Annotated in this window: 18 protein-coding genes; 9 read left to right on the top strand and 9 right to left on the bottom strand. The window is 62.8% G+C overall.

Features of this window, described 5'->3' with window-relative positions; genetic code table 11:
• Nucleotides 1–22 precede the first annotated feature (22 nt).
• Nucleotides 23–487, top strand: a complete 465-nt coding sequence (bfr, locus tag ACLK1G_RS23365; protein WP_420767529.1) for a bacterioferritin — start codon at nt 23–25, stop codon at nt 485–487.
• A 79-nt stretch (nt 488–566) separates the two neighbouring features.
• Here the strand turns inward: bfr and uvrA are convergent, their stop codons facing one another.
• Nucleotides 567–3401 (bottom strand): excinuclease ABC subunit UvrA, encoded by a 2835-nt coding sequence (gene uvrA / locus ACLK1G_RS23370; RefSeq protein ID WP_420767530.1) that lies wholly within the window; start codon nt 3399–3401, stop codon nt 567–569.
• A 168-nt stretch (nt 3402–3569) separates the two neighbouring features.
• Between uvrA and ACLK1G_RS23375 the strand changes: the two genes are divergently transcribed.
• Together ACLK1G_RS23375 and ACLK1G_RS23380 are read left to right on the top strand one after the other, a co-directional pair.
• The gene (locus ACLK1G_RS23375) at nt 3570–4967 is read left to right on the top strand and encodes an MFS transporter (protein ID WP_420767531.1); all 1398 of its coding nucleotides are present in this window, start codon (nt 3570–3572) and stop codon (nt 4965–4967) included.
• Nucleotides 4968–4976: 9 nt separating this feature from the next.
• On the top strand, nt 4977–5492 hold the full coding sequence (locus ACLK1G_RS23380; RefSeq protein ID WP_024778338.1) for a single-stranded DNA-binding protein: 516 nt from the start codon (nt 4977–4979) through the stop codon (nt 5490–5492).
• A gap of 99 nt (nt 5493–5591) precedes the next feature.
• Here the strand turns inward: ACLK1G_RS23380 and ACLK1G_RS23385 are convergent, their stop codons facing one another.
• Nucleotides 5592–6149 (bottom strand): cysteine hydrolase family protein, encoded by a 558-nt coding sequence (locus ACLK1G_RS23385; RefSeq protein ID WP_420767532.1) that lies wholly within the window; start codon nt 6147–6149, stop codon nt 5592–5594.
• A 98-nt stretch (nt 6150–6247) separates the two neighbouring features.
• Here ACLK1G_RS23385 and ACLK1G_RS23390 point away from each other — a divergent pair, with 98 nt between their 5' ends.
• The 3 genes from ACLK1G_RS23390 to ACLK1G_RS23400 all read left to right on the top strand — a co-directional run bounded on the left by ACLK1G_RS23390 (nt 6248) and on the right by ACLK1G_RS23400 (nt 9291).
• Nucleotides 6248–7243, top strand: a complete 996-nt coding sequence (locus tag ACLK1G_RS23390) for a GlxA family transcriptional regulator (protein ID WP_420767533.1) — start codon at nt 6248–6250, stop codon at nt 7241–7243.
• Between the two features lie 190 nt (nt 7244–7433).
• On the top strand, nt 7434–8543 hold the full coding sequence (locus ACLK1G_RS23395) for a DUF3182 family protein (RefSeq protein WP_420767534.1): 1110 nt from the start codon (nt 7434–7436) through the stop codon (nt 8541–8543).
• The gene (locus ACLK1G_RS23400) at nt 8533–9291 is read left to right on the top strand and encodes an alpha/beta hydrolase family protein (protein WP_305498458.1); all 759 of its coding nucleotides are present in this window, start codon (nt 8533–8535) and stop codon (nt 9289–9291) included. The genes ACLK1G_RS23395 and ACLK1G_RS23400 overlap by 11 nt, the downstream gene beginning before the upstream one ends.
• Before the next feature lie 44 nt (nt 9292–9335).
• Here the strand turns inward: ACLK1G_RS23400 and ACLK1G_RS23405 are convergent, their stop codons facing one another.
• Genes ACLK1G_RS23405 through ACLK1G_RS23420 form a run of 4 tightly spaced genes read right to left on the bottom strand, consistent with a single transcriptional unit; the run spans nt 9336 to nt 13360 of the window.
• The gene (locus ACLK1G_RS23405) at nt 9336–10337 is read right to left on the bottom strand and encodes a lysylphosphatidylglycerol synthase domain-containing protein (RefSeq protein ID WP_420767535.1); all 1002 of its coding nucleotides are present in this window, start codon (nt 10335–10337) and stop codon (nt 9336–9338) included.
• Nucleotides 10324–11622: a cardiolipin synthase ClsB gene (clsB, locus tag ACLK1G_RS23410; RefSeq protein ID WP_420767536.1), complete on the bottom strand. Its 1299-nt coding sequence runs from the start codon at nt 11620–11622 to the stop codon at nt 10324–10326. Before clsB ends, ACLK1G_RS23405 begins: the two co-directional genes overlap by 14 nt.
• Nucleotides 11619–12437 (bottom strand): endonuclease/exonuclease/phosphatase family protein, encoded by an 819-nt coding sequence (locus tag ACLK1G_RS23415; RefSeq protein ID WP_420767537.1) that lies wholly within the window; start codon nt 12435–12437, stop codon nt 11619–11621. The genes clsB and ACLK1G_RS23415 overlap by 4 nt, the downstream gene beginning before the upstream one ends.
• Nucleotides 12434–13360, bottom strand: coding sequence for a DUF72 domain-containing protein (locus ACLK1G_RS23420; RefSeq protein ID WP_420767538.1), 927 nt, complete (start codon nt 13358–13360; stop codon nt 12434–12436). The genes ACLK1G_RS23415 and ACLK1G_RS23420 overlap by 4 nt, the downstream gene beginning before the upstream one ends.
• A 362-nt stretch (nt 13361–13722) precedes the next feature.
• On the opposite strand from ACLK1G_RS23420, the gene ACLK1G_RS23425 reads away from it, so the two are divergent.
• Complete coding sequence (locus ACLK1G_RS23425) at nt 13723–15768, top strand: mechanosensitive ion channel family protein (RefSeq protein WP_420767583.1); 2046 nt, start codon at nt 13723–13725, stop codon at nt 15766–15768.
• Between the two features lie 126 nt (nt 15769–15894).
• Here ACLK1G_RS23425 and ACLK1G_RS23430 read toward each other — a convergent pair whose 3' ends face one another.
• Nucleotides 15895–20208, bottom strand: coding sequence for an Lhr family helicase (locus ACLK1G_RS23430; protein ID WP_420767539.1), 4314 nt, complete (start codon nt 20206–20208; stop codon nt 15895–15897).
• A gap of 339 nt (nt 20209–20547) precedes the next feature.
• On the opposite strand from ACLK1G_RS23430, the gene ACLK1G_RS23435 reads away from it, so the two are divergent.
• Together ACLK1G_RS23435 and ACLK1G_RS23440 are read left to right on the top strand one after the other, a co-directional pair.
• Entirely contained in the window at nt 20548–21432 is an 885-nt protein-coding gene (locus ACLK1G_RS23435; RefSeq protein WP_420767540.1) for a sugar nucleotide-binding protein, read from the top strand.
• Complete coding sequence (locus ACLK1G_RS23440; protein WP_420767541.1) at nt 21425–22354, top strand: NAD-dependent epimerase/dehydratase family protein; 930 nt, start codon at nt 21425–21427, stop codon at nt 22352–22354. The genes ACLK1G_RS23435 and ACLK1G_RS23440 overlap by 8 nt, the downstream gene beginning before the upstream one ends.
• Nucleotides 22355–22558: 204 nt before the next feature.
• On the opposite strand, the gene ACLK1G_RS23445 is transcribed toward ACLK1G_RS23440, so the two are convergent.
• Together ACLK1G_RS23445 and ACLK1G_RS23450 are read right to left on the bottom strand one after the other, a co-directional pair.
• Entirely contained in the window at nt 22559–23257 is a 699-nt protein-coding gene (locus ACLK1G_RS23445; protein ID WP_420767542.1) for an OmpW/AlkL family protein, read from the bottom strand.
• A 138-nt stretch (nt 23258–23395) separates the two neighbouring features.
• Nucleotides 23396–23914, bottom strand: a complete 519-nt coding sequence (locus ACLK1G_RS23450; protein ID WP_420767543.1) for a DUF3299 domain-containing protein — start codon at nt 23912–23914, stop codon at nt 23396–23398.
• Nucleotides 23915–23916 lie beyond the last annotated feature (2 nt).

A 23916-nucleotide genomic window follows, 5' to 3' on the forward strand; every position in this document is an offset into this window, starting at 1 on the left:
AAGCTTGTGGAGATGTAGGGCGATGCAAGGTCACCCAGACGTAATCGATTACCTCAACACGTTGCTGACCGGCGAACTGGCGGCCCGTGATCAATATTTCATCCATTCGCGGATGTACGAGGATTGGGGTTTTACCGAGCTCTACGAACGTATCAACCATGAGATGGAAGAAGAGGCTCAGCACGCCGATGCGCTGATGCGCCGGATCCTGATGCTTGAAGGCACGCCACGCATGCGTCCGGACGACCTGGACATCGGCACTACCGTGCCTGACATGCTCGCTGCCGACTTGCGTTTGGAGTACAAGGTTCGCGCTGCTTTGTGTAAAGGTATCGAGCTGTGCGAGCAGCACAACGACTACGTAACGCGCGAGATCTTACGTGTGCAGCTCAACGACACCGAAGAAGATCACACTTACTGGCTGGAGAAACAGCTGGGCCTGATCAAGCTGATCGGGTTGGAGAATTACCTGCAATCGCAATATTGATCGTAGGCAGGCTCTCTCTGGAAAACGAAAAGCCCCTGGCATCGATGGGATGCCAGGGGCTTTTTCGTGTCCGGGCCAATCAATCCCGGTCACGCTCCAGCAATGGCTTGAGGTAGTGCCCAGTGTGGGACTGCTTCATTTCCGCCACTTGTTCCGGCGTACCCACCGCGATGATCTGTCCGCCCTTGGATCCGCCCTCCGGCCCCAGGTCCACCAGCCAGTCAGCGGTCTTGATCACGTCCAGGTTGTGCTCGATAACCACCACGGTGTTGCCGTGATCGCGAAGGCGGTGGAGCACGTCGAGCAACTGCTGGATATCGGCGAAATGCAGACCGGTGGTCGGCTCGTCGAGGATATACAGGGTCTTGCCGGTATCGCGCTTGGACAGCTCGCGGGATAGCTTCACCCGTTGGGCCTCCCCACCGGACAAGGTCGTCGCCGACTGCCCGAGCTTGATGTACGAAAGGCCTACATCCATCAATGTCTGGAGCTTGCGCGCCAATGCCGGCACCGCGTCGAAGAAGACCCGGGCCTCTTCGATGGTCATCTCCAGGGTTTCGTGGATGTTCTTGCCCTTGTACTTGATCTCCAGTGTTTCCCGGTTGTAGCGCTTGCTCTTGCATACGTCGCACGGCACGTAGATATCGGGCAGGAAGTGCATTTCCACCTTGATCAAGCCATCGCCCTGGCAGGCTTCGCAGCGTCCGCCCTTGACGTTGAACGAGAACCGGCCTGGCCCGTAGCCCCGTGAGCGCGATTCCGGTACGCCGGCGAACAGCTCACGGATCGGTGTGAACAATCCGGTGTATGTCGCGGGGTTGGAACGTGGCGTCCGGCCAATCGGGCTCTGGTCGATGTCAACGACTTTATCGAGATGCTCGAGGCCCTTGATGCTGTCGTGGGCGGCGGCTTCCAGGGTCGTGGCACCGTTCAAGGCCGTGGCGCTCAGCGGGAACAGCGTGTTGTTGATCAACGTCGACTTGCCGGAGCCGGATACGCCGGTGACGCAGGTCAGCAGACCAATGGGAATTTCCAGGTCGACATTGCGCAAGTTGTTGCCGCGGGCGCCCTTGAGGGTCAGCGACAACTTCTTGTTACGCGGCGTACGTTTGGCCGGCACCTTGATCTTCACTCGGCCAGACAGGTACTTGCCGGTCAACGAGTCAGGGTGCGCCATGACCTCGGCCGCCGTCCCTTGGGCGACAATGTGGCCGCCGTGTACGCCCGCGCCGGGACCGATGTCCACTACATAATCGGCCAGGCGGATAGCGTCCTCATCGTGCTCGACCACGATGACTGTGTTGCCAATGTCCCGCAGGTGTTTCAGCGTTCCGAGCAAGCGGTCGTTGTCCCGCTGATGCAGGCCAATGGACGGTTCGTCGAGGATGTACATGACGCCCACCAGGCCGGCGCCGATCTGGCTGGCGAGGCGGATACGCTGGGCCTCGCCACCAGACAGCGTGTCAGCGCTGCGGTCGAGGGTCAGGTAGTCCAGACCTACGTTCACGAGGAACTGCAAGCGCTCGCGGATTTCCTTGAGGATCTTGTCGGCGATTTCGCCCCGACGGCCTGTCAGCTTGAGCCCACCGAAATAATCGGTCGCATCGCCGATCGGCAGGCTGGTCACCGCCGGCAAGGTTTTCTCGCCGACCCACACGTGCCGCGCCTCCCGGCGCAAACGGGTGCCGCGGCAGTCCGGGCAGGGCTGGGTGCTGAGGAACTTGGCCAGTTCCTCACGCACGCTGGCCGACTCGGTCTCGCGGTAGCGCCGCTCCAGGTTGGGCACGATGCCTTCGAACGGGTGGGAGCGCTTGACGATATCGCCACGGTCGTTCAGGTATTTGAAGTCGACGTTTTGCGAGCCGCTGCCTTGCAGGATGAACTTCTGCTGTTCGGCGGGCAGTTCGTTGAAGGGTTTGTCCAGGCTGAACTTATAGTGAGCCGCCAGCGACCCGAGCATCTGGAAGTAGTAGACGTTACGCCTGTCCCAGCCGCGAATCGCGCCCTCGGCCAGGGTCAGTTCGCCATTGACCAAACGCTTGGTGTCGAAGAACTGCTTGACCCCCAGACCGTCGCAGGTCGGGCAAGCGCCGGCCGGGTTGTTGAACGAGAACAGCTTGGGCTCCAGCTCGCTGATGGCGTGGCCGCAGATCGGGCAGGCAAAGCGCGCGGAAAAGATGATCTCTTCGCCGGGTTCGTCGTCCATCGGCGCAACCAACGCTATGCCGTCCGCCAGTTTCAGGGCCGTCTCGAAGGATTCGGCGAGGCGCTGTTGCAGGTCGCCCCGGACCTTGAAACGGTCCACTACCACGTCGATCGAGTGCTTCTTCTGTTTATCCAGCTTCGGCAGTTCGTCCAGCTCGCACAGCTTGCCGTTGACCCGGGCACGTACGAAGCCTTGAGCGCGCAGTTCTTCGAACACCATAAGGTGTTCGCCCTTACGCTCGCGTATGACCGGCGCCAGGAGCATCAACTTGCTGCCTTCGGGTTGGGCCAGCACCAGGTCGACCATCTGGCTGACGGTCTGGGCTTCCAGCGGGATGTCGTGATCGGGGCAGCGGGGCATGCCGACACGCGCATACAGCAGGCGCAGGTAGTCGTAGATCTCGGTAATGGTGCCTACCGTCGACCTCGGGTTGTGGGAGGTCGATTTCTGCTCGATGGAGATCGCCGGCGACAGGCCTTCGATGGTGTCGACGTCGGGTTTTTCCATCATCGACAAGAACTGCCGGGCATACGCCGACAGCGATTCGACATAGCGTCGCTGGCCTTCGGCGTACAAGGTATCGAAGGCCAGGGATGATTTACCGGATCCGGACAGGCCGGTGATGACGATCAGCTTGTCCCGGGGCAGGGTCAGGTCGATGTTCTTCAGGTTGTGGGTACGGGCCCCACGAATCAGGATCTTGTCCAAAGTGGCCTCGCTCGGCGGGCGTCGAAAACGTAGGAGTATACGGGTAAACACTGGATGGATACACACTATCAAGTGTCATACATGAAGACTGCGCGGCAAACGGTCGCCATATACCCCCTCAATCGATGGGACTGGTAGAATCCCCGCCGGTTCACACGAGGTTTTTCCATGCACGATCCCCACAGCGAACGCATGAGTAGCGGCGAGACCCGCGCGGCAAGCGGTCTGGCCCTGGTGTTCGCCTTCCGCATGCTGGGCATGTTCATGGTGTTGCCGGTACTGGCGACCTATGGCATGGACCTGGCGGGCGCGACCCCGGCCCTCATCGGGTTGGCGATCGGCGCCTATGGCCTGACCCAGGCCATTTTCCAGATTCCCTTCGGTATTATTTCCGACCGTATCGGGCGACGTCCCGTCATTTACCTGGGGCTCATCGTGTTTGCCCTCGGCAGTGTGCTGGCGGCGAACGCGGATTCGATCTGGGGCGTGATCGCCGGACGGATCCTGCAAGGGGCGGGGGCGATCTCCGCCGCCGTCATGGCCTTGCTGTCAGACCTGACTCGCGAACAGCATCGGACAAAAGCCATGGCCATGATCGGCATGACGATTGGTCTGTCGTTCGCGGTCGCCATGGTTGTAGGACCGTTGGTGACGCGTGCCTTTGGCTTATCGGGCCTGTTTCTGGCAACCGGTGCCATGGCATTGGTCGGTATCCTCATCGTCGCGGTCTTCGTGCCGCGCTCTACCGGGCCCTTGCAGCACCGCGAATCCGGCGTGGCCCGCCAGGCGCTGGTGCCGACACTCAAACATCCCGACCTGCTGCGCCTGGACCTGGGCATCTTCGTCCTCCACGCCATGCTGATGTCCAGCTTCGTGGCCCTGCCGCTGGCACTTGTGCAAAAGGCCGGCCTGCCCAAGGAGCAGCATTGGTGGGTATACCTGACGGCACTGGTTATTTCGTTCTTCGCCATGGTCCCGTTCATCATCTATGGCGAGAAGCGACGCAAAATGAAACGAGTTTTACTCGGCGCCGTCGTGACCCTCATGCTCACTGAGCTATTCTTCTGGCAGTTCGGCGACAGCCTGCGGGCCCTGGTGATCGGCACCGTGGTTTTCTTTACCGCGTTCAATCTGCTGGAGGCGTCGTTGCCGTCGCTGATCAGCAAGGTTTCACCGGCGGGCGGCAAGGGCACGGCGATGGGGGTGTATTCCACCAGCCAATTCCTCGGTTCGGCGTTGGGCGGGATTCTCGGCGGCTGGCTGTTCCAGCATGGCGGTTTGTCGGTTGTGTTCCTGGGTTGCGCCGCGCTGGCTGCACTTTGGTTGGCCTTTGCTGTTACCATGCGCGAACCTCCGTATGTGACGAGCCTGCGCTTGCCGTTGTCGCCCGAAGCCATTCGCGAAGCAGGCCTGGCCGAGCGCCTCAGGGCCGTCGTTGGAGTAACCGATGCAGTGGTGGTCGCCGACGAGGCGGCCGTATACATCAAACTGGACACCGAATTATTGGATCGTGCGACGCTCGAGCGCCTGGTGAACAACCCGGCCCCGGCAGCGTGCGAAGCCTAGGAGAACGTTATGGCCCGTGGGGTTAACAAAGTCATATTGGTCGGTACTTGCGGCCAGGATCCAGAAGTTCGCTACCTGCCTAACGGCAACGCCGTGACCAACCTGAGCCTGGCGACCAGCGAACAATGGACCGACAAGCAGACCGGCCAGAAGGTCGAGAAGACCGAATGGCACCGCGTGTCGATGTTCGGCAAAGTGGCCGAGATCGCCGGCGAATACCTGCGCAAGGGTTCGCAGGTGTACATCGAAGGCAAGCTGCAGACCCGCGAGTGGGAAAAGGACGGCATCAAGCGCTACACCACTGAAATCGTGGTCGACATGCAAGGCACCATGCAATTGCTTGGTGGCCGTCCGCAAGGCGACCAGCAGCAGGGTGGCAACAACTACCAGCAGTCCGCCCCGCGCCAGCAAGCCCCTCGTCCGCAGTCAGCGCCACAGCCACAACGCGAGCGCCCGGCCCCACAACAGGCCGCGCCGCAGCCGGCACCGGATTTCGACAGCTTCGATGACGATATTCCGTTCTGAGGCAGCTCTGAGCACTCAAGCCCCAAGCTCCAAGCTCCAAGCTGAAACAAAACCGCGCTTCGGTTCCCGAGGCGCGGTTTTTTTCTGCCTGAGAGTTGGTTAGGGCTTTTCGACAGCCAGTAGTTGTTCCGTACTCACCACCTTCGCATAGGCAAACCCCAGCGCCGACATGAACGCGGCATGGACATGGGCAGCAGGGACGACAAGCCCATTGAATTCCAGGTCGCGGCTGGCGCAGGCGTCGTGGACCACCGTCACCTCATAACCCATGTCAGCGGCCGCCCGCGTAATGCCGTCGATGCACATGTGGCTCATGCTACCCACGACCACCAGCCGTTCGATACCGTGATGCTCGAGTGTCGCTTGCAGCTCGGTTTCGCGAAACGCATTGACGAAGTGTTTGAGCACCACGGGTTCGTCGGCGCGGTTGGTTACCTTGGGGTGCAACTGCGCGCCTTCGGAGCCTGGCGTGAAGAAAGGGGCCTGGTCGGAAGTGAATTCGTGGCGGATGTGAATCACCTGGTTTGCGGCCTGGCGAAACGCCTCGATCAACCTGGCGGCGTTATCGGCGGCTGCTTCGGCGCCGGCCAGGGGCCATTTCCCTTGGGGGAAGTAGTCATTCTGGATATCGACTACGATGAGCGCTTGCTTGGACATGGGGTCTTCCTCGTTTAATCAGGATGTGGCGCCAGTATTGGCGTTTGTCCGGGATTCGACGATTGGCCGCAACGACAATAAGCGAGGGAAAACTGACAATGGCGCAGGAAAGGGCATTCGTCGAACTCGGCGTGCTGATCTACCCCGGCGCGCAAATGGCGGCGGTGCACGGTTTGACCGACTTGTTTGCGGTGGCGGATGCCATCGCGGCGGAGCAGGCCAGTGTACAATTGCCACGGCTGCGCGTAAGTCACTGGCAAACGGCGAACGGCGAAGTGCCGTCGCGGGTGTTTGCCAGCGATGCCGGTCCGCACGCGCCCTTGATCGCCTTGTTGATACCGCCCTCTATTGCAGGCTTCAATGAAACTATCGCGACGCCGACACTGATGGATTGGCTACGGACGCAGCACGCAGGCGGCACCGTTTTGGGCGGGGTTTGCGTCGGCTCGATCCTGCTGGCCGAAAGCGGTTTGCTGAATGGGCGCAGCGCGACCACCCATTGGACTTCAGCCACGACCTTCGCGGCGCGTTATCCCAAGATCAAGCTGGACGCCGATAAACCCATTGTGGACGACGGCGATCTGATCACCACCGCCGGGCTCATGGCCTGGGCGGAGCTTGGGCTGCGGCTGGTGGATCGTCTGCTCGGGCCAAGCATCGCCACACGCACCGCGCAGTTCCTGGTGATCGAGCACAGCGACAGCGCGAGCCAGTGCGGCAGCAATTTCGCGCCAATCCTGGGGCATGGCGACGGTGCGATCCTGAAGGTGCAACACTGGCTGCAACGCAGCGGCGCGGTGGATGTTTCCCTTGGCGCGATGGCCGAACAGGCGGGACTGGAAGAGCGCACCTTCCTGCGCAGGTTCCGTGCGGCCACGGGCCTCAAGCCCACCGAATACTGCCAGCACCTGCGAGTTGGCAAGGCTCGGGAAATGCTGGAATTCACCAACGGCACCATCGATCACATCGCCTGGACCGTCGGCTATCAGGACCCTTCTGCCTTTCGAGCGACTTTCAAAAAAATTACCGGCTTAGCGCCGAGTGACTACCGGGCGAAATTTGGCGTGACTCCTCAGAACGCACCCAGAGGCTGACGGGGTTGTGCGCAGCGGTCGTGCAAATTGCCGGACCGCCGCTTGCAGTCGTGCAGAATGAAACAGGCCCCGTGCCACATTATTCGCCCATCCCCCCGTTTCCTCGACCGTTCGTCCCCCGCCGAGCCGTTGGCCTGATCTCTGCAATCCTTATAGCTACGGCTATTGAGCGCAGTTAAAAGGACAACGCATGACGTCGATCCCTCGTGACAAATTAGTGGTGGCGCACTCGGTCAATCCCCAGGCACCCCTGCATGAAGTCGAAACCAATAGGGCTCTGGCCCGCTGGTTGGCGAATATCCTTGGCTTGGAATACGGCGGCAGTTACGACAGCCAGCAACACGCCGAGCGGGATTTGTATCTGTTGCCTACGCAAACTCTGATCGGTCCAGAGGCCGCGTTGCGTCTGGGCGTCAAAGGACCGGACGATCTCTGGGGCGGGTATGTCGATCACGATTTCATCTGCACCAAGGCGATTGCCCATGGTCTGTTGAATAAGGACGCGGTCGCGCCGAAGGGCTGGTCACCGCTGTTCGGCAAGTTGACCCGTGGCGTCGTGCTTGATGGTGTCAGCGTCTTCTCGCTCAAGGATGCGCGCCAGGCCGCCGAGCATTTGCTCTACGCCGGGCCGATTCGCTTCAAGCCAATCCATGCTTGTGCCGGACGGGGTCAGCGGGTTATCCGCAGCATCGCGCAATTCGATGAAATCGTCGCGGCTCCAGACGCTCAGGCGTTATTCAGCGAGGGGATCGTGCTGGAGCAGAACCTCAATGAGGTCAAGACCCAGAGCGTGGGCCAGAGCTTTATCAACGGCAAGGTCCTGAGCTATTGCGGCGTCCAGCACCTGACCCGCGACAACCAAGGCGAAGAGGTCTACGGCGGCTCTGACCTGCTGGTGGCCCAGGGTGGCTACATCGAGTTGCTCGGCCTGGAATTGCCGGACGATGTGCGCGAAGCGGTGCGGCTGGCGCAGGTGTTCGATGACGCTGCCAACCAGGCGTATCCCACGTTCTTTGCTTCGCGGCGCAACTACGACATTGCCCAAGGGACCGACACCGGTGGCCAATTTCGCGGCGGCGTGCTGGAGCAGTCGTGGCGAATGGGCGGCGCCAGCAGCGCGGAGCTCGCGGCATTGCAGGTGTTTGTCGAGGATCCCGCGACCCGCGCGGTTCGGGTGTCCTCGGTTGAGACCTACACCGACCAACCACTGCCGGCCGGCGCTACGGAGGTTTATCGCGGCGCGGCAGAGAATGGTGATTTCCTACTCAAATACGTAACGGTCCAATCCTATGACGGCTAGAAGCGAAACCATCCAGATTGCCATTGACGATGAGCATATGAACGGGACCTTCCTCAGCCCCAAGTCGAAGGTCCCCGGCGTGTTGTTCGTACACGGTTGGGGCGGCAGCCAGGAGCGCGACCTGGAGCGGGCCAAGGGCATCGCCGGCCTGGGCTGTGTCTGCCTAACGTTCGACTTGCGCGGGCATACGGGGGGCGCCGGGATCCCGCTGTCACGGGTCACGCGGGAGGACAATCTGCGGGACCTGCTGGCGGCCTACGACCGATTGCTCGCCCATCCCGCCCTCGATACCTCGGCGATAGCCGTGGTTGGCACCAGCTACGGTGGCTACCTGGCCTCGATCCTGACCTCGCTGCGTCCGGTGCGTTGGCTGGCCTTGCGCGTGCCGGCACTTTATCGCGACGAGCAATGGCACACGCCCAAGCGCGACCTGGATAAAGCCGACCTGCTCGATTATCGCAGCACGCTCGTCCATGCCGACACCAATCGCGCCTTGCACGCGTGCTCGCAGTTCACAGGCGATGTGCTGCTGGTGGAGTCCGAGACCGACGATCATGTGCCCCATGCCACCATCATGAGCTACCGCGCCGCCTGTCAGCAGACCCATTCGCTGACCCACCGGATCATCGACGGCGCCGACCATTCCCTGAGCGACCCCGTGTCACAACAGGCCTACACCTCGATCCTGGTGAGCTGGATCACGGAGATGGTGGTGGGCGAGCGGTTGAGCATCATTCAGGAGCGGTAGACATAAGTGTCCAGGCGGGCCTGTTCGTCGGATCAGGCACCGCATCACTTGACCCCAGGCTTGACCCGCAACGCCTTGGCCTTCGCCTCGATCACCAGGTACATCACCACCGTGATCAACAACGGCAGGATGAAATAGATCGCCCGATAGGCAATCAGCCCCGCAATCAAGCTGCCCCGCGACACCTCATGCTGCAGCAGCGCGACGAACACCGCTTCCAGCACGCCGAGCCCAGCGGGAATGTGAGTGATCACCCCGGCGATACTGCTGATCAGCAACACCCCGAGCACAACCGGGTAATCCAGTTTGCTCGGTAGCAACGTAAAGATCACCGCCGCCATCAGCGACCAGTTCAACGCCCCGAGGGCCAGTTGCAGCACGGCCATGCGCAGGGAAGGCAGGTTGATCTCCATCCCCCGAACCGTCCAGGCGCGGCGTTTTGAAAAGCGGCAGGCCAGCAGGTAGCCGGCGCTTGCCAGCAACAACAGCGCCCCGACGCCTTGCAGTGCATTGCTGCTCAGCTTCCAGCCTGGAGGCATGGTCACCAGGCCGCTGCTGAACACCACGCCGGCCAGGGTCATATAACCGAACCAGTTGGTTGCCAGGCTCAAGCCCAGGATCTTGGCGATGTTGCCTGTGCTCACCCCCAGCCGCGAATAAAGTCGGTAGCGCATGGCGATGCCACCTACCCAGGCGCTGAGGTTGAGATTGAACGCATAACTGATCACCCCCACCGGCAGGATCTGCCGCCACCCAAGTTTCTGCCGGATGTAGGTACGGCCGATCAGATCGAAGCAGGCGTAGGTGACGAAACTGGTGATGGTCAGGGCGGCGGCAATGAAAAGCGTGCGCAGCTTGAAGTCCGCCAGGGTGGTGAAAACCTCGGACCAGTCGATGCGCCGGGCCAATGCGGTGAACAGCACAATCAACAGCAGGAAAAAAGCCAGGGTCAGCGGGCGTTTCCAGCGGCTCCAGCGGGACTTGGGCTTGGCCTGTTCCGGCGCATGGGCATCTCTCGGCGCGGTGTGCGCGTCAGAGTGGTTCATGGGGTTCGCTCCGGACCGCCGTCGGCGGTGAAAAAGGTTTCAGACGTGGTTTATGGGCCGGCAGCCATCCGGCCCAGGCCGGAAAATGACGCAGGAAGTGGAACACCATGAAACCGATAGTCATGCGCCAGAGCAGCCCGCGCGGGGCGTGGTTTTCTGGCATGACGGTGCAGTGATTGCGGCTCAGGTGTTCGAGACGCTCGAACAGCTCGCGGTTGAAGCCGCGGTCGCGGATCAGCACGTTGGCTTCCAGGTTCAGCGACAGGCTCAGCGGGTCGAGGTTGCTCGAACCCACGGTGGCCCAGTCCTCGTCCACCAGGGCGACCTTGCCATGCAGCGGGCGCTCGCAATATTCGTAGATCGTCACGCCGGCCTTGATCAAATGGTCATAAAGCATCCGCGCCGCGAGCTTGGCGATCATCATGTCCGGTTGCCCTTGCAGGATCAGCCGCACCTCGACGCCGCGTCGCGCGGCGTTGCGCAGCTCACGCAGCAACCGATAACCGGGGAAGAAATAGGCGTTGGCGATCACTACCCGGCGCTGGGCGCTGCGCAGCACTTGCAGGTAGACCTCCTCGATGTCGGTCTGATGCTCGTGGTTATCGCGATAAACCAGGCGCACCTGACCGTCATGATCATTGAATGCCAGCTCGGTACGGCGGCTGCGGCGACGTTGCCACCAATACTTGGCCCGGGCCGGACGCCCGGTTTGCAGCAGCGCGAAGTGATGGATATCCACCACCGCCGGGCCTTTGATCTCCACCGAATAATCCTGCTTGGCCTCGGGGCCGAAATCGCCCAGGTGGTCAGCGGAAAAGTTGATCCCGCCGATGAATGCGATCACGCCATCCACTACCACGATCTTGCGGTGCAGGCGGCGGAACCAGTTGGTGCGGATGCCCAGGTGCCGTGGGGCAGGGTCGAACATTTGCAGGCGTACTCCGGCATCGCTCAACGACGCGAGAAACGCAGTGCTCAGCTCACCGCAACCAAAACCGTCGAGGTTGACGGTGATGCGTACGCCGCGCTTGGCCGCGTCCACCAATATGTCCCGCAGTTCGAAGCCGACCTTGTCCTCGAACAGAATGAAAGTCTCCAGGAGAACTTCTTCCTGGGCACGGCGAATCGCCTCGAAGACACGTGGGAAATACTCCTCTCCGTTTTCCAGGAGCGTGACGCGGTTGTTGCCATGCCAGCCATATTCGACGTCGGCCAGCGCCGGGTTGCGCTCTGTGGGCGGTACCTCGACCTTTTCCACCGTCGCCTTGTTCATCGTCGCGCTCATAATTCAATCTCCACCGACAGCGGTGCGTGGTCGGAAAGGTGCGACCAGGGTCGTACATTCAGTACCTGGGCGTGATGGGCCTTGAGGTTGCGCACATAGATCCGGTCCAGGCGCAAAATCGGCAGGCGTGCCGGAAAGCTTCGGGCCGGTTTGCCCCACTGTTCAGCGAACACCTCCCGCAAACCGCAGGGTTCGAGCAGGTCAGTGGCCTTGCCGCGCCAATCGTTGAAATCCCCCGCGACGATCACCGGGGCCTCGGGCGGCAGCTCGCCCAGGCGTTGGCAAAGCAACTTCAATTGTTCTACGCGATGGCCTTCACGCAGCCCCAGGTGGACGCAAATGGCGTGCACGTCCCGTCCACCCTCAGCGTTCGGCAGGCGCAATACGCTGTGCAGCATGCCGCGGCTTTCATGGCCGCTGATGGACACGTCGAGGTTGTCGTGGCGGATGATCTGGAATTTCGACAGCAACGCGTTGCCATGGTCGCCCGCCGGATACACCGCGTTGCGCCCGTAGGCGAACTGCGGCCAGAGGGTGTCGGCGAGGAATTCGTATTGGGGGATGCTCGGCCAGTTGCTGTAGCGCTGGGGATGGTGCTCGTGCGTGCCATGCACTTCTTGCAGGAACACCACGTCGGCGGAAACGCTGCGCACGGCTTCGCGCAGTTCCGGCAGGATGAAACGCCGGTTCAACGCGGTGAAGCCCTTGTGCGTATTGACCGTCAGCACCGTGAATCGATTGACCTGGTCGAGCAAGCGCTGCGCGGCGTCCTGCAACGGCTCGCGGGTGGCTTCGCTGGATTCTGGCGTGCTCATGGCAATACTCCTTCTGCCGGGCGCTCACCGGGAGCGGTGGCGAGGTGCTTGTCCAGGTCGAAGCGCTCCAGCAGGTGGCGCGCGTCGTAGGGCGCGCGGACCTTGATGTCGTTGTCGAAATAGCAGAACACCTCTCGGCTCTTGCGTGCCCGAGGCTTTTTTTTCGGATCGATCAACTGGGCGTCGCTCGGCTGCGTGCCGTGGCTCCAGGCCTCGATCCGGTCGCCCCAACGCTTGAGCGCCTCGTCGGTATAGCCGCTGGCGTACAGCTCTTCGGCACCGTGCAGGCGCAGGTAGACGAAGTCACTGGTCACGTCCTCGCGATAGGGCCATTTTCCGGCGGTATCGGCGACCACCAGGGCGACGTCGTAGCGTTTGAGCAGGGCGACGAAGCGTGGGTCGACGAAGCTTTCATGTCGGATCTCCACCGCGTGGCGCAATGGTCGCTTTTTATCGGTCTCGGTGCTGGCGTGGCCGTCCAGGCGCGACTCGTGCTCGCGTGCCAGCGCGGCGGCGGCGTGGGTGTCGTGGGGCAGCTGCTTGAGGAAGTCCTCGAACAGCTCCGGGTCGAATTTGAAGTTGGGCGGAAACTGCCAGAGGATGGCGCCGAGTTTTTCCTTGAGCTCCAGCACCCCGGAAGCGAAGAAATTCGCCAACGGCTTGTGGATATCCCGCAGGCGTTTGACATGGGTGATGAAGCGCGGCGCCTTGACGCTAAACACAAAGCCTGGCGGCGTCTCGGCGTACCACTGGGCATACCGCTCGGGACGTTGCAGGGCGTAGAACGATCCATTGATTTCGATGCTGTTGACCGCTCGAGAGGCGAATTGCAGTTCCCGTTTCTGCGCCAGCCCCTTGGGGTAGAAGTCGCCCCGCCAAGGCGTGTAGCGCCAACCGGAAATGCCAATGTGGATCGCCGTCATGTATCCCTCCCGTGCCAATGACCTCGTACCGCCTGTGTCTTTTGATGACCGCTGGGCGGGCTGGAAAGTTTCGATGGCCTTACCGACGGAAGGGGCTGAGCAGTTGTGGCGAGGGGATTTATCCCCGCTGGCCTGCGCAGCAGGCCCAATAAGGTCGGGCATGATCAGCCTGAGACACCGAGGGGCTGCTTTTGGGGCCGCTGCGCAGCCCAGCGGGGATAAATCCCCTCGCCACCAGGGTTGTATTGGCCTTCCGAGCGAACTTGCCGGCCCGTTGTTGATCAGTTCCTTACCGATCCTGCGTGAAGGAGCCCTGCGTCTTGTCCCGATTGAGCACTGTGTTGCTGCTTTTCCTGCTGGCCATGACCGGCACCAGCGCCTACGGGACCGCTGCGATCCCCGGCACCTCCAAGCCCGCCGAAGCCCCGGCCGAACCCGAGCCGCTGGTACAGGGGGGCCTTTTGGGGGCCATCAGCTCGAGCATCGACGACGTCCAGGACAAGCTCGACCTTGACCGCAGCCTGGTGGGCGCGTGGCGTCTGCGGGCGGATCGTGCGGCGGACGAGGTGGATCGCCTGGTGGATCAGACGTCCCGCTCGTCGTGGCGTGTGGCGGGGGATTTCCTGTTGCTTTCGGGCGTGTGGCTGGGGACGTTTGCGCTGATATGGAGCAGCGCGCGATTGCTGATGCGCCGTTTGAGTCGGCGCCGCTGGCTGCGCACTCGCCAACGGATGCTGGACCTGCTCGGCTACCTGCTGCCTTACACGTTACCGGCCGTGGCCTGTCTGCCGCTGACCCTCTATGTCAGCCATTTCCTGCAGGTGTCGGTCGGCCGGGCGTTGGCGTTGTGTTTTGCCTACGCCACCAGCAGCGGCATTGTCTCCACATCGGTGCTGCTCTGCGTCATCGTCATGTTCAATGGCGGCCACAAGCGGCGAGCAGTGGCGATCCTTCGTCGTTTCAGCCCGCGGCCGTTGTTCCTGATCGGCTTCCTGGCCGCGCTGAGCGATGCCTTGACCAGCCCGCAGATCGCTCGACAGCTGGGTGGCAACATCACCAGCAGCGTCGCGGTGTTCACCGGCCTGTCGGCTTCGATGATCTTCGGTTGGCTGGTGATCCACATGCGTCGGCCGGTGGCCCATCTGATCCGCAACCGGTCGCTGACCCAGCGCTTGAAGCAACCCGCATTGCAGGAGTCGCTGCGGATCTTTTCCGGCCTTTGGTACTGGCCGATCCTGCTGATGGTGCTGGTGTCGGCGGTGAGCCTGGTCGGTGTCGGCGAGGACAACCAGAAGGCCCTGCGTTGCGCCTTGTTCACCACCATTTTGCTGATCGCGACGGTGTTCCTCAGCACCGTGTTCCAGCACATCTTCAAATCACCCAAAGCCGAGGCCATCCAGCGCCACAGCGCCTACAAAGGGCGACTGTTGAGCCTGTTGCATGGGTTGTTGCGCATCGTCATGGCCGTGGCATTCATTGAGATCCTCGGGCGGATCTGGGGCGTGTCGCTGTTCGAGTTCGCCTCGCGCAATGCCGTGGGGCGGGCGATCAGTGATTCCCTGAGCCGCATTGGCTTGATCTTCCTGGTGACGTGGTTGACGTGGGTAGTGCTCGACACGGCGATTCAGGAAGCACTGAAACCACCGCTCAACAAGCGCGGCGCTCGCCAGCCCAGCACGCGGGTCAAGACCATCCTGCCGCTGTTGCGCAACGCGTCGAAAATAATCCTGGTGGTGATTTGCGCGATCACCACCATGGCCAATCTCGGCATCAACGTCGCGCCATTGCTCGCGGGGGCCGGCGTGGTGGGGCTGGCGATTGGTTTTGGATCGCAACAATTGGTACAGGACGTGATCACCGGGCTGTTCATCATCATCGAGGACACGCTGTCCATTGGCGACTGGGTGGTGCTCAGCTCCGGCCATGCCGGCACCGTCGAAGGCCTGACCATTCGCACCCTGCGCCTGCGCGACGGCAAGGGCTTCGTGCATTCGGTGCCGTTCGGGCAGATCAAGGCCGTGACCAACCAATCCCGGCAATTCGCCTTTGCGTTTTTCTCGGTGCAGTTCACCTACGACACCGACGTGGACCGCGCCATCGAGCTGATCCGCGAAGCCGGCGATTCGATCTCCGAGGACCCATTTCTCAAGTTCAACCTGCAAGGGCCGCTGGATGTATTCGGCGTGGACAAGATGGACCTCAACGGCGTGGTCCTCACCGCACAGTTCCGCACGGTCTCGGGCGGACAATATGCCGTGAGCCGGGCGTTCAACCAGCGGTTGAAAAAGCTTGTGGATAACGAGCCGTCGGTGCACTTCGCGCAGACTTATCCACAGCAGGTGGTGTTGCCGAAGCGCTTGGTTGAGGAGCCGAAGGAGGAAGGTGCTGCCCCTGAGCAAACTCAGTAAGTTGCTCAGTTTTATAGTGATGCTAGTGGCCCCTTCGCGAGCAGGCTCGCTCCCACAGGGTTGGCCATTCACCGTAGATCCAATGTGGGAGCGAGCTTGCTCGCGAAGGGGTCCGGTCAGACACCCTCAACTTTTCTGAATAAGCTTGTTCCTGACCCCAGCCATCCCTTCTGCATCCAACTCCACAAACAGATGCTGCTTGCCCGCAACCACCGCAGCCACCGGCAGCCCGTCCCGATAAACCAGCCGATTACTCGCCAGCGCCGGTACTTTCGCCCCCGGCAGCAACGTGCCAGCGAGGTTCAACGGATCGACCCCGCACACCGCCACCAGGCTGCCATCGGCGGGTCGACGTCTTGCGTCGCGTAGCAGCGCAATGGCTTCAGGCAGGGCGAACTGTTCGCCGGCCAGCCCGCTGACGAAACGCCCGCCCCGAATCTCGCCTCGCGCCTCCAGGCGATGAAACGTGCGCAGCAACTCACGCCAGCTCGGCAGCCAGTCGGCTTCGCGTTCCAGCAAACGCCAGAACACCACGCCATAACGGCGCAGCAGGGTCATGGCGATGTGTTCCAGGGTGTCGGGCGGTGTGGGCGCGGGCCGGTTGCCGGGTTCTGGCGCTGGCGAGCTGCGGCGCAGCAAGGCCCAGCGCCCGGCATCGTCCATGCCACCGACAAACGCCCCGCGCCCGCGCCGGCTGCTGCGGGCCTGGCGTTTGCTGGCGGGGGTGATCAGGGCACGCAGCCCGGCGAAGCTGTCGGCATTCACCAGCCCGGCACCGACCAGTTCCTGCAAGGCGGTTTCCAGTTCGCTGCGCAGCAGGTGGGCCTCGTGCAGCAATTCATCGAAAAACAACGCGCCGTGTTCACTGAGGGCTTGATGGACTTTTTGCGTCTTGAGCGACAGTTCGCTGATCGGTGTCTGCTCGGCGAGGCTGCTCCACAGCGCGACCTTGGCGCGCGGCAGCAACACGATTGGCGTGCTGCGCAGGGCGCTGGCGGACAGTTTCTGGCGGGCGCTCAGGCGCGTCCAGACGAACTTGCCGCTGCGGCACAGCTCGTCAAGCCAGGTCGGCGAATAATCCTTGATCCGCGCCGGCAAAAGGTCGCTGTCCCAGGCCGAGGCGGCGGCCGGGTAGCCTTCGAACTGGCTGATGATCGATGGCAGCACGGCGCTGCCCCGGCCCTGGCTGGACGGCGACAGGTGCTGCCAGTCGAACAGGAACCGCATGAAGTCTTGCAACATTACCGGCTCGATTTCCCGGCGCAAACGCTTGACCGTGTAGCGGTGGATCCGCGCCAGCAGATGCCGTTCGCACCATTCCTCTTGCCCGGTGCCCGGGGTAAAGCGACCGCGCAGCACATAGCCTTGCTGTTCCAGCTGGGCCAGGGCCTGGGTCGCTTGCGCCGGCGACAGCCCGAGCGGGTAGGCGATCGCGGTCAATGGCTGCGGGCCAAAGGCGCTGAGACGCGCGCGCAGCACTTCCACCACGGCCTCGTCGCTGTCCCACGGCGCATCAAACCCCGGCAGCGGTGCCAGCGGCGGCTGCCATTGGGCTTGTGGATAAATTGCTTGCAAGCACGTCAGCCGCTCCAACGGCACCCACAGGCCGCGTTCATCGCTGATTCGCACATGGCTGGCGCGGCCGCGCTCGGCCAGGGTTTGCAGCCCCTCCCGCCACGACGGCTCGGCGCTGGCTTCGCTGTCGGCGATGCAGGCCAGGCTCATCAGCGCTTCGTGGATTTCATCGATACTGGTCGGCGTCGGCCAGGCCTCTTCCCGCACGGCCTGGATGGCATCGGCGTCCAACGCGCCCAGGTCATCGGTGGACTGCGGATCGCTCCAGCGTCGATTGATCACCGCTTGGGTGCGGCGTTCTTCCAGCGGCGCGTCGTCGAGAAAGGTATAGGGCCGGGCGCTGAGGATTTCTGCCGCCAGGGGCGAGGGCGCAGGCAGGTCGCGGCTGACCAGGTGTATCTCGCCCGCCTCCATCCGTCGCAGCAGGGCCAGCCAGCCTTCGCTGTCCATGGCTTCATGGAGGCAATCGTCGAGGGTCTGTTCCACCAGCGGGTGGTCGGGAATCTCACGCTCGCCGGCGAGGTTTTCCAGGCACGCGATCTGGTCAGGAAATACGCTGGCGATCAAATCTTCACTTTTCATGCGCTGGATCTGCGGCGCGACTTTGCGCCCGCCCGCGTAGCGCGGCAACGCCAGGGCCACGCCGGCGTTCCAGCGCCAGCGCACGCCGAACAACGGCGCGTCCAGCACCGCCTGGACCAGGATCTGCTCGGCGCTCTGGCTGTTGAGGTAGCGCCAGACTTCGTCGAGTTCGAAGCTGTGGCTGGTGGACAGCGACAGCACGATGGCGTCCTCGCTGGCGGCGGCCTGCAATTCGAAGTTGAAGGTGCGGCAGAAACGCTTGCGCAGGGCCAGGCCCCAGGCGCGGTTGATGCGACTGCCGAAGGGCGTGTGGATGATCAGTTGGGTTCCGCCGGATTCGTCGAAAAACCGTTCCATCACCAAGGTGTCCTGGGAGGGCAGGGCGCCGAAGGCCAGGCGCGCCGGGGCCAGGTAATCGAGGATCTGTTCGGCGCTGGCGAGGTTCAGGTGCAAGGTGCCGGTCAGCCAGTCGAGGGCCGGTTGCAGGTTGCCCGGCGTGGCGCCGAGCAACTGATCCAGCTGGGCTTGCAGGCGGGCCACGGCCAGGGACAGTTCGGCGCTGCGCCCTGGGGCTTCGCCGAGCCAGAACGGAATGGTGGGCGGTTGGCCCTGGGCGTCCTCGACCCGCACGCGGCCGGTCTCGACGCGAATGATCCGGTACGAGGTATTGCCGAGTTGGAAGACGTCGCCGGCGATGCTCTCGACAGCGAAGTCTTCGTTGACGCTGCCGATGTTCAAGCCCTGCGGTTCGAGCAGCACGCTGTAGTCAGCGTTGTCCGGGATGGTGCCGCCGCTGGTCACGGCCGTCAGCTTGCTACCCCGCCGTCCACGCAAGGTCCGGGTCACGGCATCGCGGTGCAGGTAGGCACTGCGTACGCCTTGCCGGCCATTGAGGCCTTCGGCGAGCATTTGCAACAGGGCCTGGTAATGATCTTTGTCGAGCCCGGCATAGGGCGAGGCGCGGCGGAACATCTCCAGCAACGCCTGCTCATGCCATTCCTGGCAACTGACCTCGGCGACGATCTGCTGGGCCAGGACGTCCAGCGGCGCCTTGGGGATGTGCAGGATGTCCAGCTCGCCACGGCGCACACAATCGAGCAGGGCGGCGCATTCGATCAAGTCGTCGCGCGTGGTAGCGAACAGGCGCCCCTTGGGCGTGCCGCCGACCTGGTGACCGGAGCGGCCGACCCTTTGCAGGAACGCCGAGATCGAACGGGGCGAGGCGATCTGGCAGACCAGGTCGACGTCGCCGATATCGATGCCCAACTCCAGCGACGCCGTGGCGATCAGTACTTGCAGCTCGCCGCGCTTGAGGCGTTGCTCGGCGTCGAGGCGAAACTCCTTCGCCAGGCTGCCGTGGTGGGCCGCCACCGAGTCTTTGCCCAGGCGCTCGCTCAAGTGACGACTCAGGCGTTCGGCCAGCCGCCGGGTGTTGACGAATACCAGTGTGGTTCGGTGCGCCCGGGCCAGCTCGGCGAGGCGGTTGTAGACCAGTTCCCAGACGTCATTGGCCATCACCGCAGAAAGCGGCACCGGCGGCACCTCGATGTCCAGGTCGCGAGGGCGGGCGTGGCCGATGTCGACAATTTCACAGGCGCGTCCTTCACCGACGAGAAACCGTGATACCGCCTCGATGGGCTTTTGCGTGGCGGACAAGCCGATGCGCACCAACGGTTCGGCGCACAGCGCTTGCAGCCGTTCCAGGCTCAAGGCCAGATGGCTGCCGCGCTTGCTGGCGGCGATGGCGTGGATTTCATCGACGATCACCGTGCGGGTGCTGGCAAGCATCTGCCGGCCGGAATCGGAGCCGAGCAGCACATAGAGCGATTCGGGCGTGGTCACGAGGATGTGCGGCGCGGTCTTGCGCATCGCCGAGCGTTCTTTTTGCGGCGTGTCGCCGGTGCGCACGGCGGTGGTGATGGGCAAGGGCGGCAGCCCCATTCGCTGCAATTGCTCGGTGATGCCGGCCAGGGGATTCTGCAGGTTGATCTGGATGTCGTTGCTCAAGGCCTTGAGCGGCGAGACGTAGACCACGAGTGTCTCGTCCGGCAGCCCGCCTTGCTCCAGGCCACGATGTACCAAGTCATCCAGGACCGCGAGAAATGCAGTAAGGGTCTTGCCCGAACCCGTGGGCGCGGCGACCAGCACCGAGCGGCGCTGGCCGATCAACGGCCACGCCCGGGCCTGGGCGGCCGTGACGGCCGGGAATGTCTGGCTGAACCAGGCGCGAACGGCGGGATGAAAGCCTGCCATGGCGTGGTCGGCTGCAAGGGGCAGATTCATGGGGGCAGTTTAGGCGGGTGGGGTGGGGAGGATGCAAGTGGCGAGGGGATTTATCCCCGCTGGACTGCGCAGCAGTCCCTTTAATTAACACCTGGGTGGGTCAGGCTCGCCTCATTTGCTTGGTTGGGGCTGCTGCGCAGCCCAGCGGGGCGGTGCGACGTTTCGCTAAATCCCCTCGCCACAAGAGCTCGGCAACCGCCTTGGAAGACGGCAAACCCGGCGATCTACACATTACGGATGACGGTTGCGCACTAAACCCGCAAAATGCAACGATTCCGGCGACGCCCTCGGGCGTTGTCGACCAAATTCTTGTGCCAACAGACTGGGCCTGCTGACTTTATGCGAATGCGCCTTATGTTACTGGGCGGCGGAAATGCCCTTGGGCAGGCGCTGATTCGCCTCGGTGCGGAAGAAGACATCGGTTTTCTCGCCCCCCGCCCCCCCGAAGACGGCTGGGATGCCGCGAGCCTCACGCAGTTGCTCGACGACACCCGGCCGGACGCCTTGATCAACCTGGCGTACTACTTCGACTGGTTCCAGGCCGAAACCGTCAGCGAGCAACGCCTGGCCAGCCAAGAGCGGGCGGTCGAGCGCCTGGCCGAACTGTGCCAGCATCACAACATTGTCTTGCTGCAACCGTCGAGCTATCGCGTGTTCGACGGCTCCCGCGCCACCGCCTACAGCGAAAAGGATGAACCGGTGCCCCTGGGCCTGCGTGGCCAGGCGTTGTGGCGCATCGAGCAAAGCGTGCGCGCCACTTGCCCGCAACATGTTCTGCTGCGTTTTGGCTGGCTGCTGGACGACAGCGCCGACGGCATCCTCGGCCGTTTCCTGGCCCGGGCCGAGCAGCCTGAAGAGCTGTTGCTGGCCGACGACCGTCGGGGTAACCCCACGCCGGTGGACGATGCCGCGCGGGTGATCATCTCGGTGCTCAAGCAACTCGATTGCGCGGCGCCGCTGTGGGGCACCTATCATTACGCCGGGCATGAGGCGACCACGCCGCTGGCTTTGGGCCAGGCGATCCTCACCGAAGCCCGCGCCCTGCACCCGCTGGCCATCGAGTCGCCGACGCCCCAGGCCCACGCCGCAAGGCCGGACGCGGCGGAAGAACCGCAGCACGCGGTATTGGCCTGCAAGAAAATTCTGCACACCTTCGGGATCAAGCCCCGCGCCTGGCGCGCCGCACTCCCGGCCCTACTGGATAGGTTCTATCGCCATGGCTGAAGGCCCAGTTCTCATCACCGGCGGCGCGGGTTTCATTGGTTCGCACCTGACCGACGCCTTGCTTGCCAAAGGGCATTCGGTGCGCATTCTCGATGACCTGTCCACTGGCAAGCGCAGCAACCTGCCGCTGGATAACCCGGCTCTGGAGCTGATCGAGGGTGATGTCGCCGACGCCGCGCTGGTCGCCCGGGCCGTGGCCGGTTGCAGCGCCGTGGCGCATCTGGCCGCCGTGGCCTCGGTGCAAGCCTCGGTGGACGACCCGGTGCGCACGCACCAGAGCAATTTCATCGGCACCCTGAACGTCTGCGAAGCCATGCGCCAGGCCGGAGTGAAGCGGGTGCTGTTCGCCTCCAGCGCCGCGGTCTACGGCAACAATGGCGAAGGCCAGTCCATCGACGAAGAGACGCCCAAGGCGCCGTTGACGCCTTATGCGGCAGACAAACTGGCCAGCGAATTCTATTTCGACTTCTATCGTCGCCAGCATGAACTGGAGCCGGTGGTGTTCCGCTTCTTCAACATCTATGGTCCGCGCCAGGATCCATCCTCGCCGTATTCAGGCGTCATCAGTATCTTCAGCGAACGGGCGCAGAAAGGCCTGCCGATCACCGTGTTCGGCGACGGCGAGCAGACTCGGGATTTCGTCTATGTTGAGGATCTGGTGGACGTGCTGGTCCAGGCCATCGAAAAACCTGAGGTGGAGGTCGGCGCGGTGAATGTCGGCTGGAACCAGGCCACGACCTTGAAGCAGATGCTCCAGGCCCTGGCCGTGGTGGTGGGCGATTTACCTACGATTAGCCATGGCCCGGCGCGCTCCGGCGATATCCGCCATTCGCGGGCAAACAATGCTCGTTTACTGGAGCGTTTCAACGTCCCGAAGCAGACGCCGATGAGCGTGGGGCTGGCGCGGTTGTTGGGGCGCTGAGTTTCGCAGCCGAAAAAAAGGCGCCTTTCGGGGCGCCTTTTTTGTGAGTCATGCATCGCTTTTGTGGCAAATGAAACCTGTGGCGAGGGAGCTTGCTCCCGCTCGAGCGCGAAGCGGTCGCAAATTCGTCGGGCCTGCTTCGCAGTCCAGCGGGAGCAAGCTCCCTCGCCACGGGGTGTGTAGGCATGTCAATGTCGTGTGGGGTCAGAACTTGTAACCCAACCCAACCATGTAGACGAACGGGTCCACATCGACGTCCACTTTGGCCCGGGTACCGCCGGCCACGGCGTTGTTGTCGACATAGGCCGTGGTGTCGATGTCGATGTAGCGGATCTGGCCGTTGATCATGATGTTGTCTGTCAGCATGTAGTCGGCACCGACTTGCCACGCCATGCCCCAGCTGTTTTTCGCGCGAAAGTTGCTGAATCCATTGGCGCTGGCTTCGCTGCCGACGTGTTCGTCATAGATCCAGGTGTAGTTGATGCCGGCGCCGACATAGGGTTGGAATGCCGACTTGGCGTCGAGCGGGTAGTAGACCAGGCTCAGGGTCGGCGGCAGGTGCTTGAGGGTGCCGAGCTTGTTGTTGGCGGCGCCGAGTGCGGTGCCCTTGAGTTTCACGTCGTGCTCGAATGGCGAGGCCGCCAGCAATTCGATTCCCCAGTTGTTGGTGAGCATGTAGGCGAAGTTCAGGCCCAACTGTGTGTCGCTGCTCAGGGTCGCCTTACCGCCCAGGTCGGCGCCGGCCAGCGGGCCACGGTCGACCTTGACGCTGGAGCTGTCGGCGTCCGGGTTGACCGTGATCGCGCCGGCGCGAACGATGATGTCGCCGGCGGTATGGGCTTGGGCAAACGGCGCAGCGAGGGCTAGCGCGATGAGGGAGGCGCTGAGCAGAGACTTGTGCATGGGGGCTCCAGAAGGCATCGAAAATTGATGTCCCATGGTACGGAGCCGTCTGGTCCGGTCTTTTGACTCAGCTCAATGAAAATGTGATGAAGCCCATCGCGAGCAAGCTATCGCAAAAACAACGCATCACTGCGGGGCTCACTCCGGCAGTTCATAGACATAAATCTTCTGCGCCTCCATCTGATACCCGGCATCGGCCAGTTCACTGGTGGACGGTTTGACCTGCATCGGCCCTTCGACCCAGTACGGCTGGTACAGCTCGTCGAGCTTGACCCCGACTTCGCTTTTCACATGCACGATCTGGTTCGACGGCGGGGGCGGCACGTGGATGCAGGCGCCGAAATACGGCACCAGCAGGAAATCGGTGGTGCGGCCTTCCTCGCTGACTTCCAGCGGCACGATATAACCGGGCAAGCGGATCTGCTGGCCATCGAGGGCCTTGACCACCGGGGCATTGGGCAGGTCCTGCTTGGCCGCCGGGGCGGATTCGGCGGCCAAGGCATCGCTCATCTTCGACAGGTCGTGCAGGGGCGTCATGTTCGGCACTTCCGGCGGCGCATCCGGTGGGATCATCTCCGACCAGGCCAGGTCCCTCGGCTCGGCCGCCCACAGCGGCAGGGAAACCATCATCAACAGCGCAAGCAGGGCGCGGGGCATTT

Origin of the sequence: Pseudomonas algeriensis, from assembly GCF_048847255.1 — a bacterium.
Lineage (GTDB): Bacteria > Pseudomonadota > Gammaproteobacteria > Pseudomonadales > Pseudomonadaceae > Aquipseudomonas.

Bases quoted from the DNA above. Each gene is read 5' to 3' on its own strand.
- bfr (WP_420767529.1), top strand. From the start codon at position 23: ATGCAAGGTCACCCAGACGTAATCGATTACCTCAACACGTTGCTGACC.
- ACLK1G_RS23375 (WP_420767531.1), top strand. From the start codon at position 3,570: ATGCACGATCCCCACAGCGAACGCATGAGTAGCGGCGAGACCCGCGCG.
- ACLK1G_RS23380 (WP_024778338.1), top strand. From the start codon at position 4,977: ATGGCCCGTGGGGTTAACAAAGTCATATTGGTCGGTACTTGCGGCCAG.
- ACLK1G_RS23385 (WP_420767532.1), bottom strand. From the start codon at position 6,149: ATGTCCAAGCAAGCGCTCATCGTAGTCGATATCCAGAATGACTACTTC.
- ACLK1G_RS23390 (WP_420767533.1), top strand. From the start codon at position 6,248: ATGGCGCAGGAAAGGGCATTCGTCGAACTCGGCGTGCTGATCTACCCC.
- ACLK1G_RS23395 (WP_420767534.1), top strand. From the start codon at position 7,434: ATGACGTCGATCCCTCGTGACAAATTAGTGGTGGCGCACTCGGTCAAT.
- ACLK1G_RS23400 (WP_305498458.1), top strand. From the start codon at position 8,533: ATGACGGCTAGAAGCGAAACCATCCAGATTGCCATTGACGATGAGCAT.
- ACLK1G_RS23405 (WP_420767535.1), bottom strand. From the start codon at position 10,337: ATGAACCACTCTGACGCGCACACCGCGCCGAGAGATGCCCATGCGCCG.
- clsB (WP_420767536.1), bottom strand. From the start codon at position 11,622: ATGAGCGCGACGATGAACAAGGCGACGGTGGAAAAGGTCGAGGTACCG.
- ACLK1G_RS23415 (WP_420767537.1), bottom strand. From the start codon at position 12,437: ATGAGCACGCCAGAATCCAGCGAAGCCACCCGCGAGCCGTTGCAGGAC.
- ACLK1G_RS23420 (WP_420767538.1), bottom strand. From the start codon at position 13,360: ATGACGGCGATCCACATTGGCATTTCCGGTTGGCGCTACACGCCTTGG.
- ACLK1G_RS23425 (WP_420767583.1), top strand. From the start codon at position 13,723: ATGACCGGCACCAGCGCCTACGGGACCGCTGCGATCCCCGGCACCTCC.
- ACLK1G_RS23430 (WP_420767539.1), bottom strand. From the start codon at position 20,208: ATGAATCTGCCCCTTGCAGCCGACCACGCCATGGCAGGCTTTCATCCC.
- ACLK1G_RS23435 (WP_420767540.1), top strand. From the start codon at position 20,548: ATGCGAATGCGCCTTATGTTACTGGGCGGCGGAAATGCCCTTGGGCAG.
- ACLK1G_RS23440 (WP_420767541.1), top strand. From the start codon at position 21,425: ATGGCTGAAGGCCCAGTTCTCATCACCGGCGGCGCGGGTTTCATTGGT.
- ACLK1G_RS23445 (WP_420767542.1), bottom strand. From the start codon at position 23,257: ATGCACAAGTCTCTGCTCAGCGCCTCCCTCATCGCGCTAGCCCTCGCT.
- ACLK1G_RS23450 (WP_420767543.1), bottom strand. From the start codon at position 23,914: ATGCCCCGCGCCCTGCTTGCGCTGTTGATGATGGTTTCCCTGCCGCTG.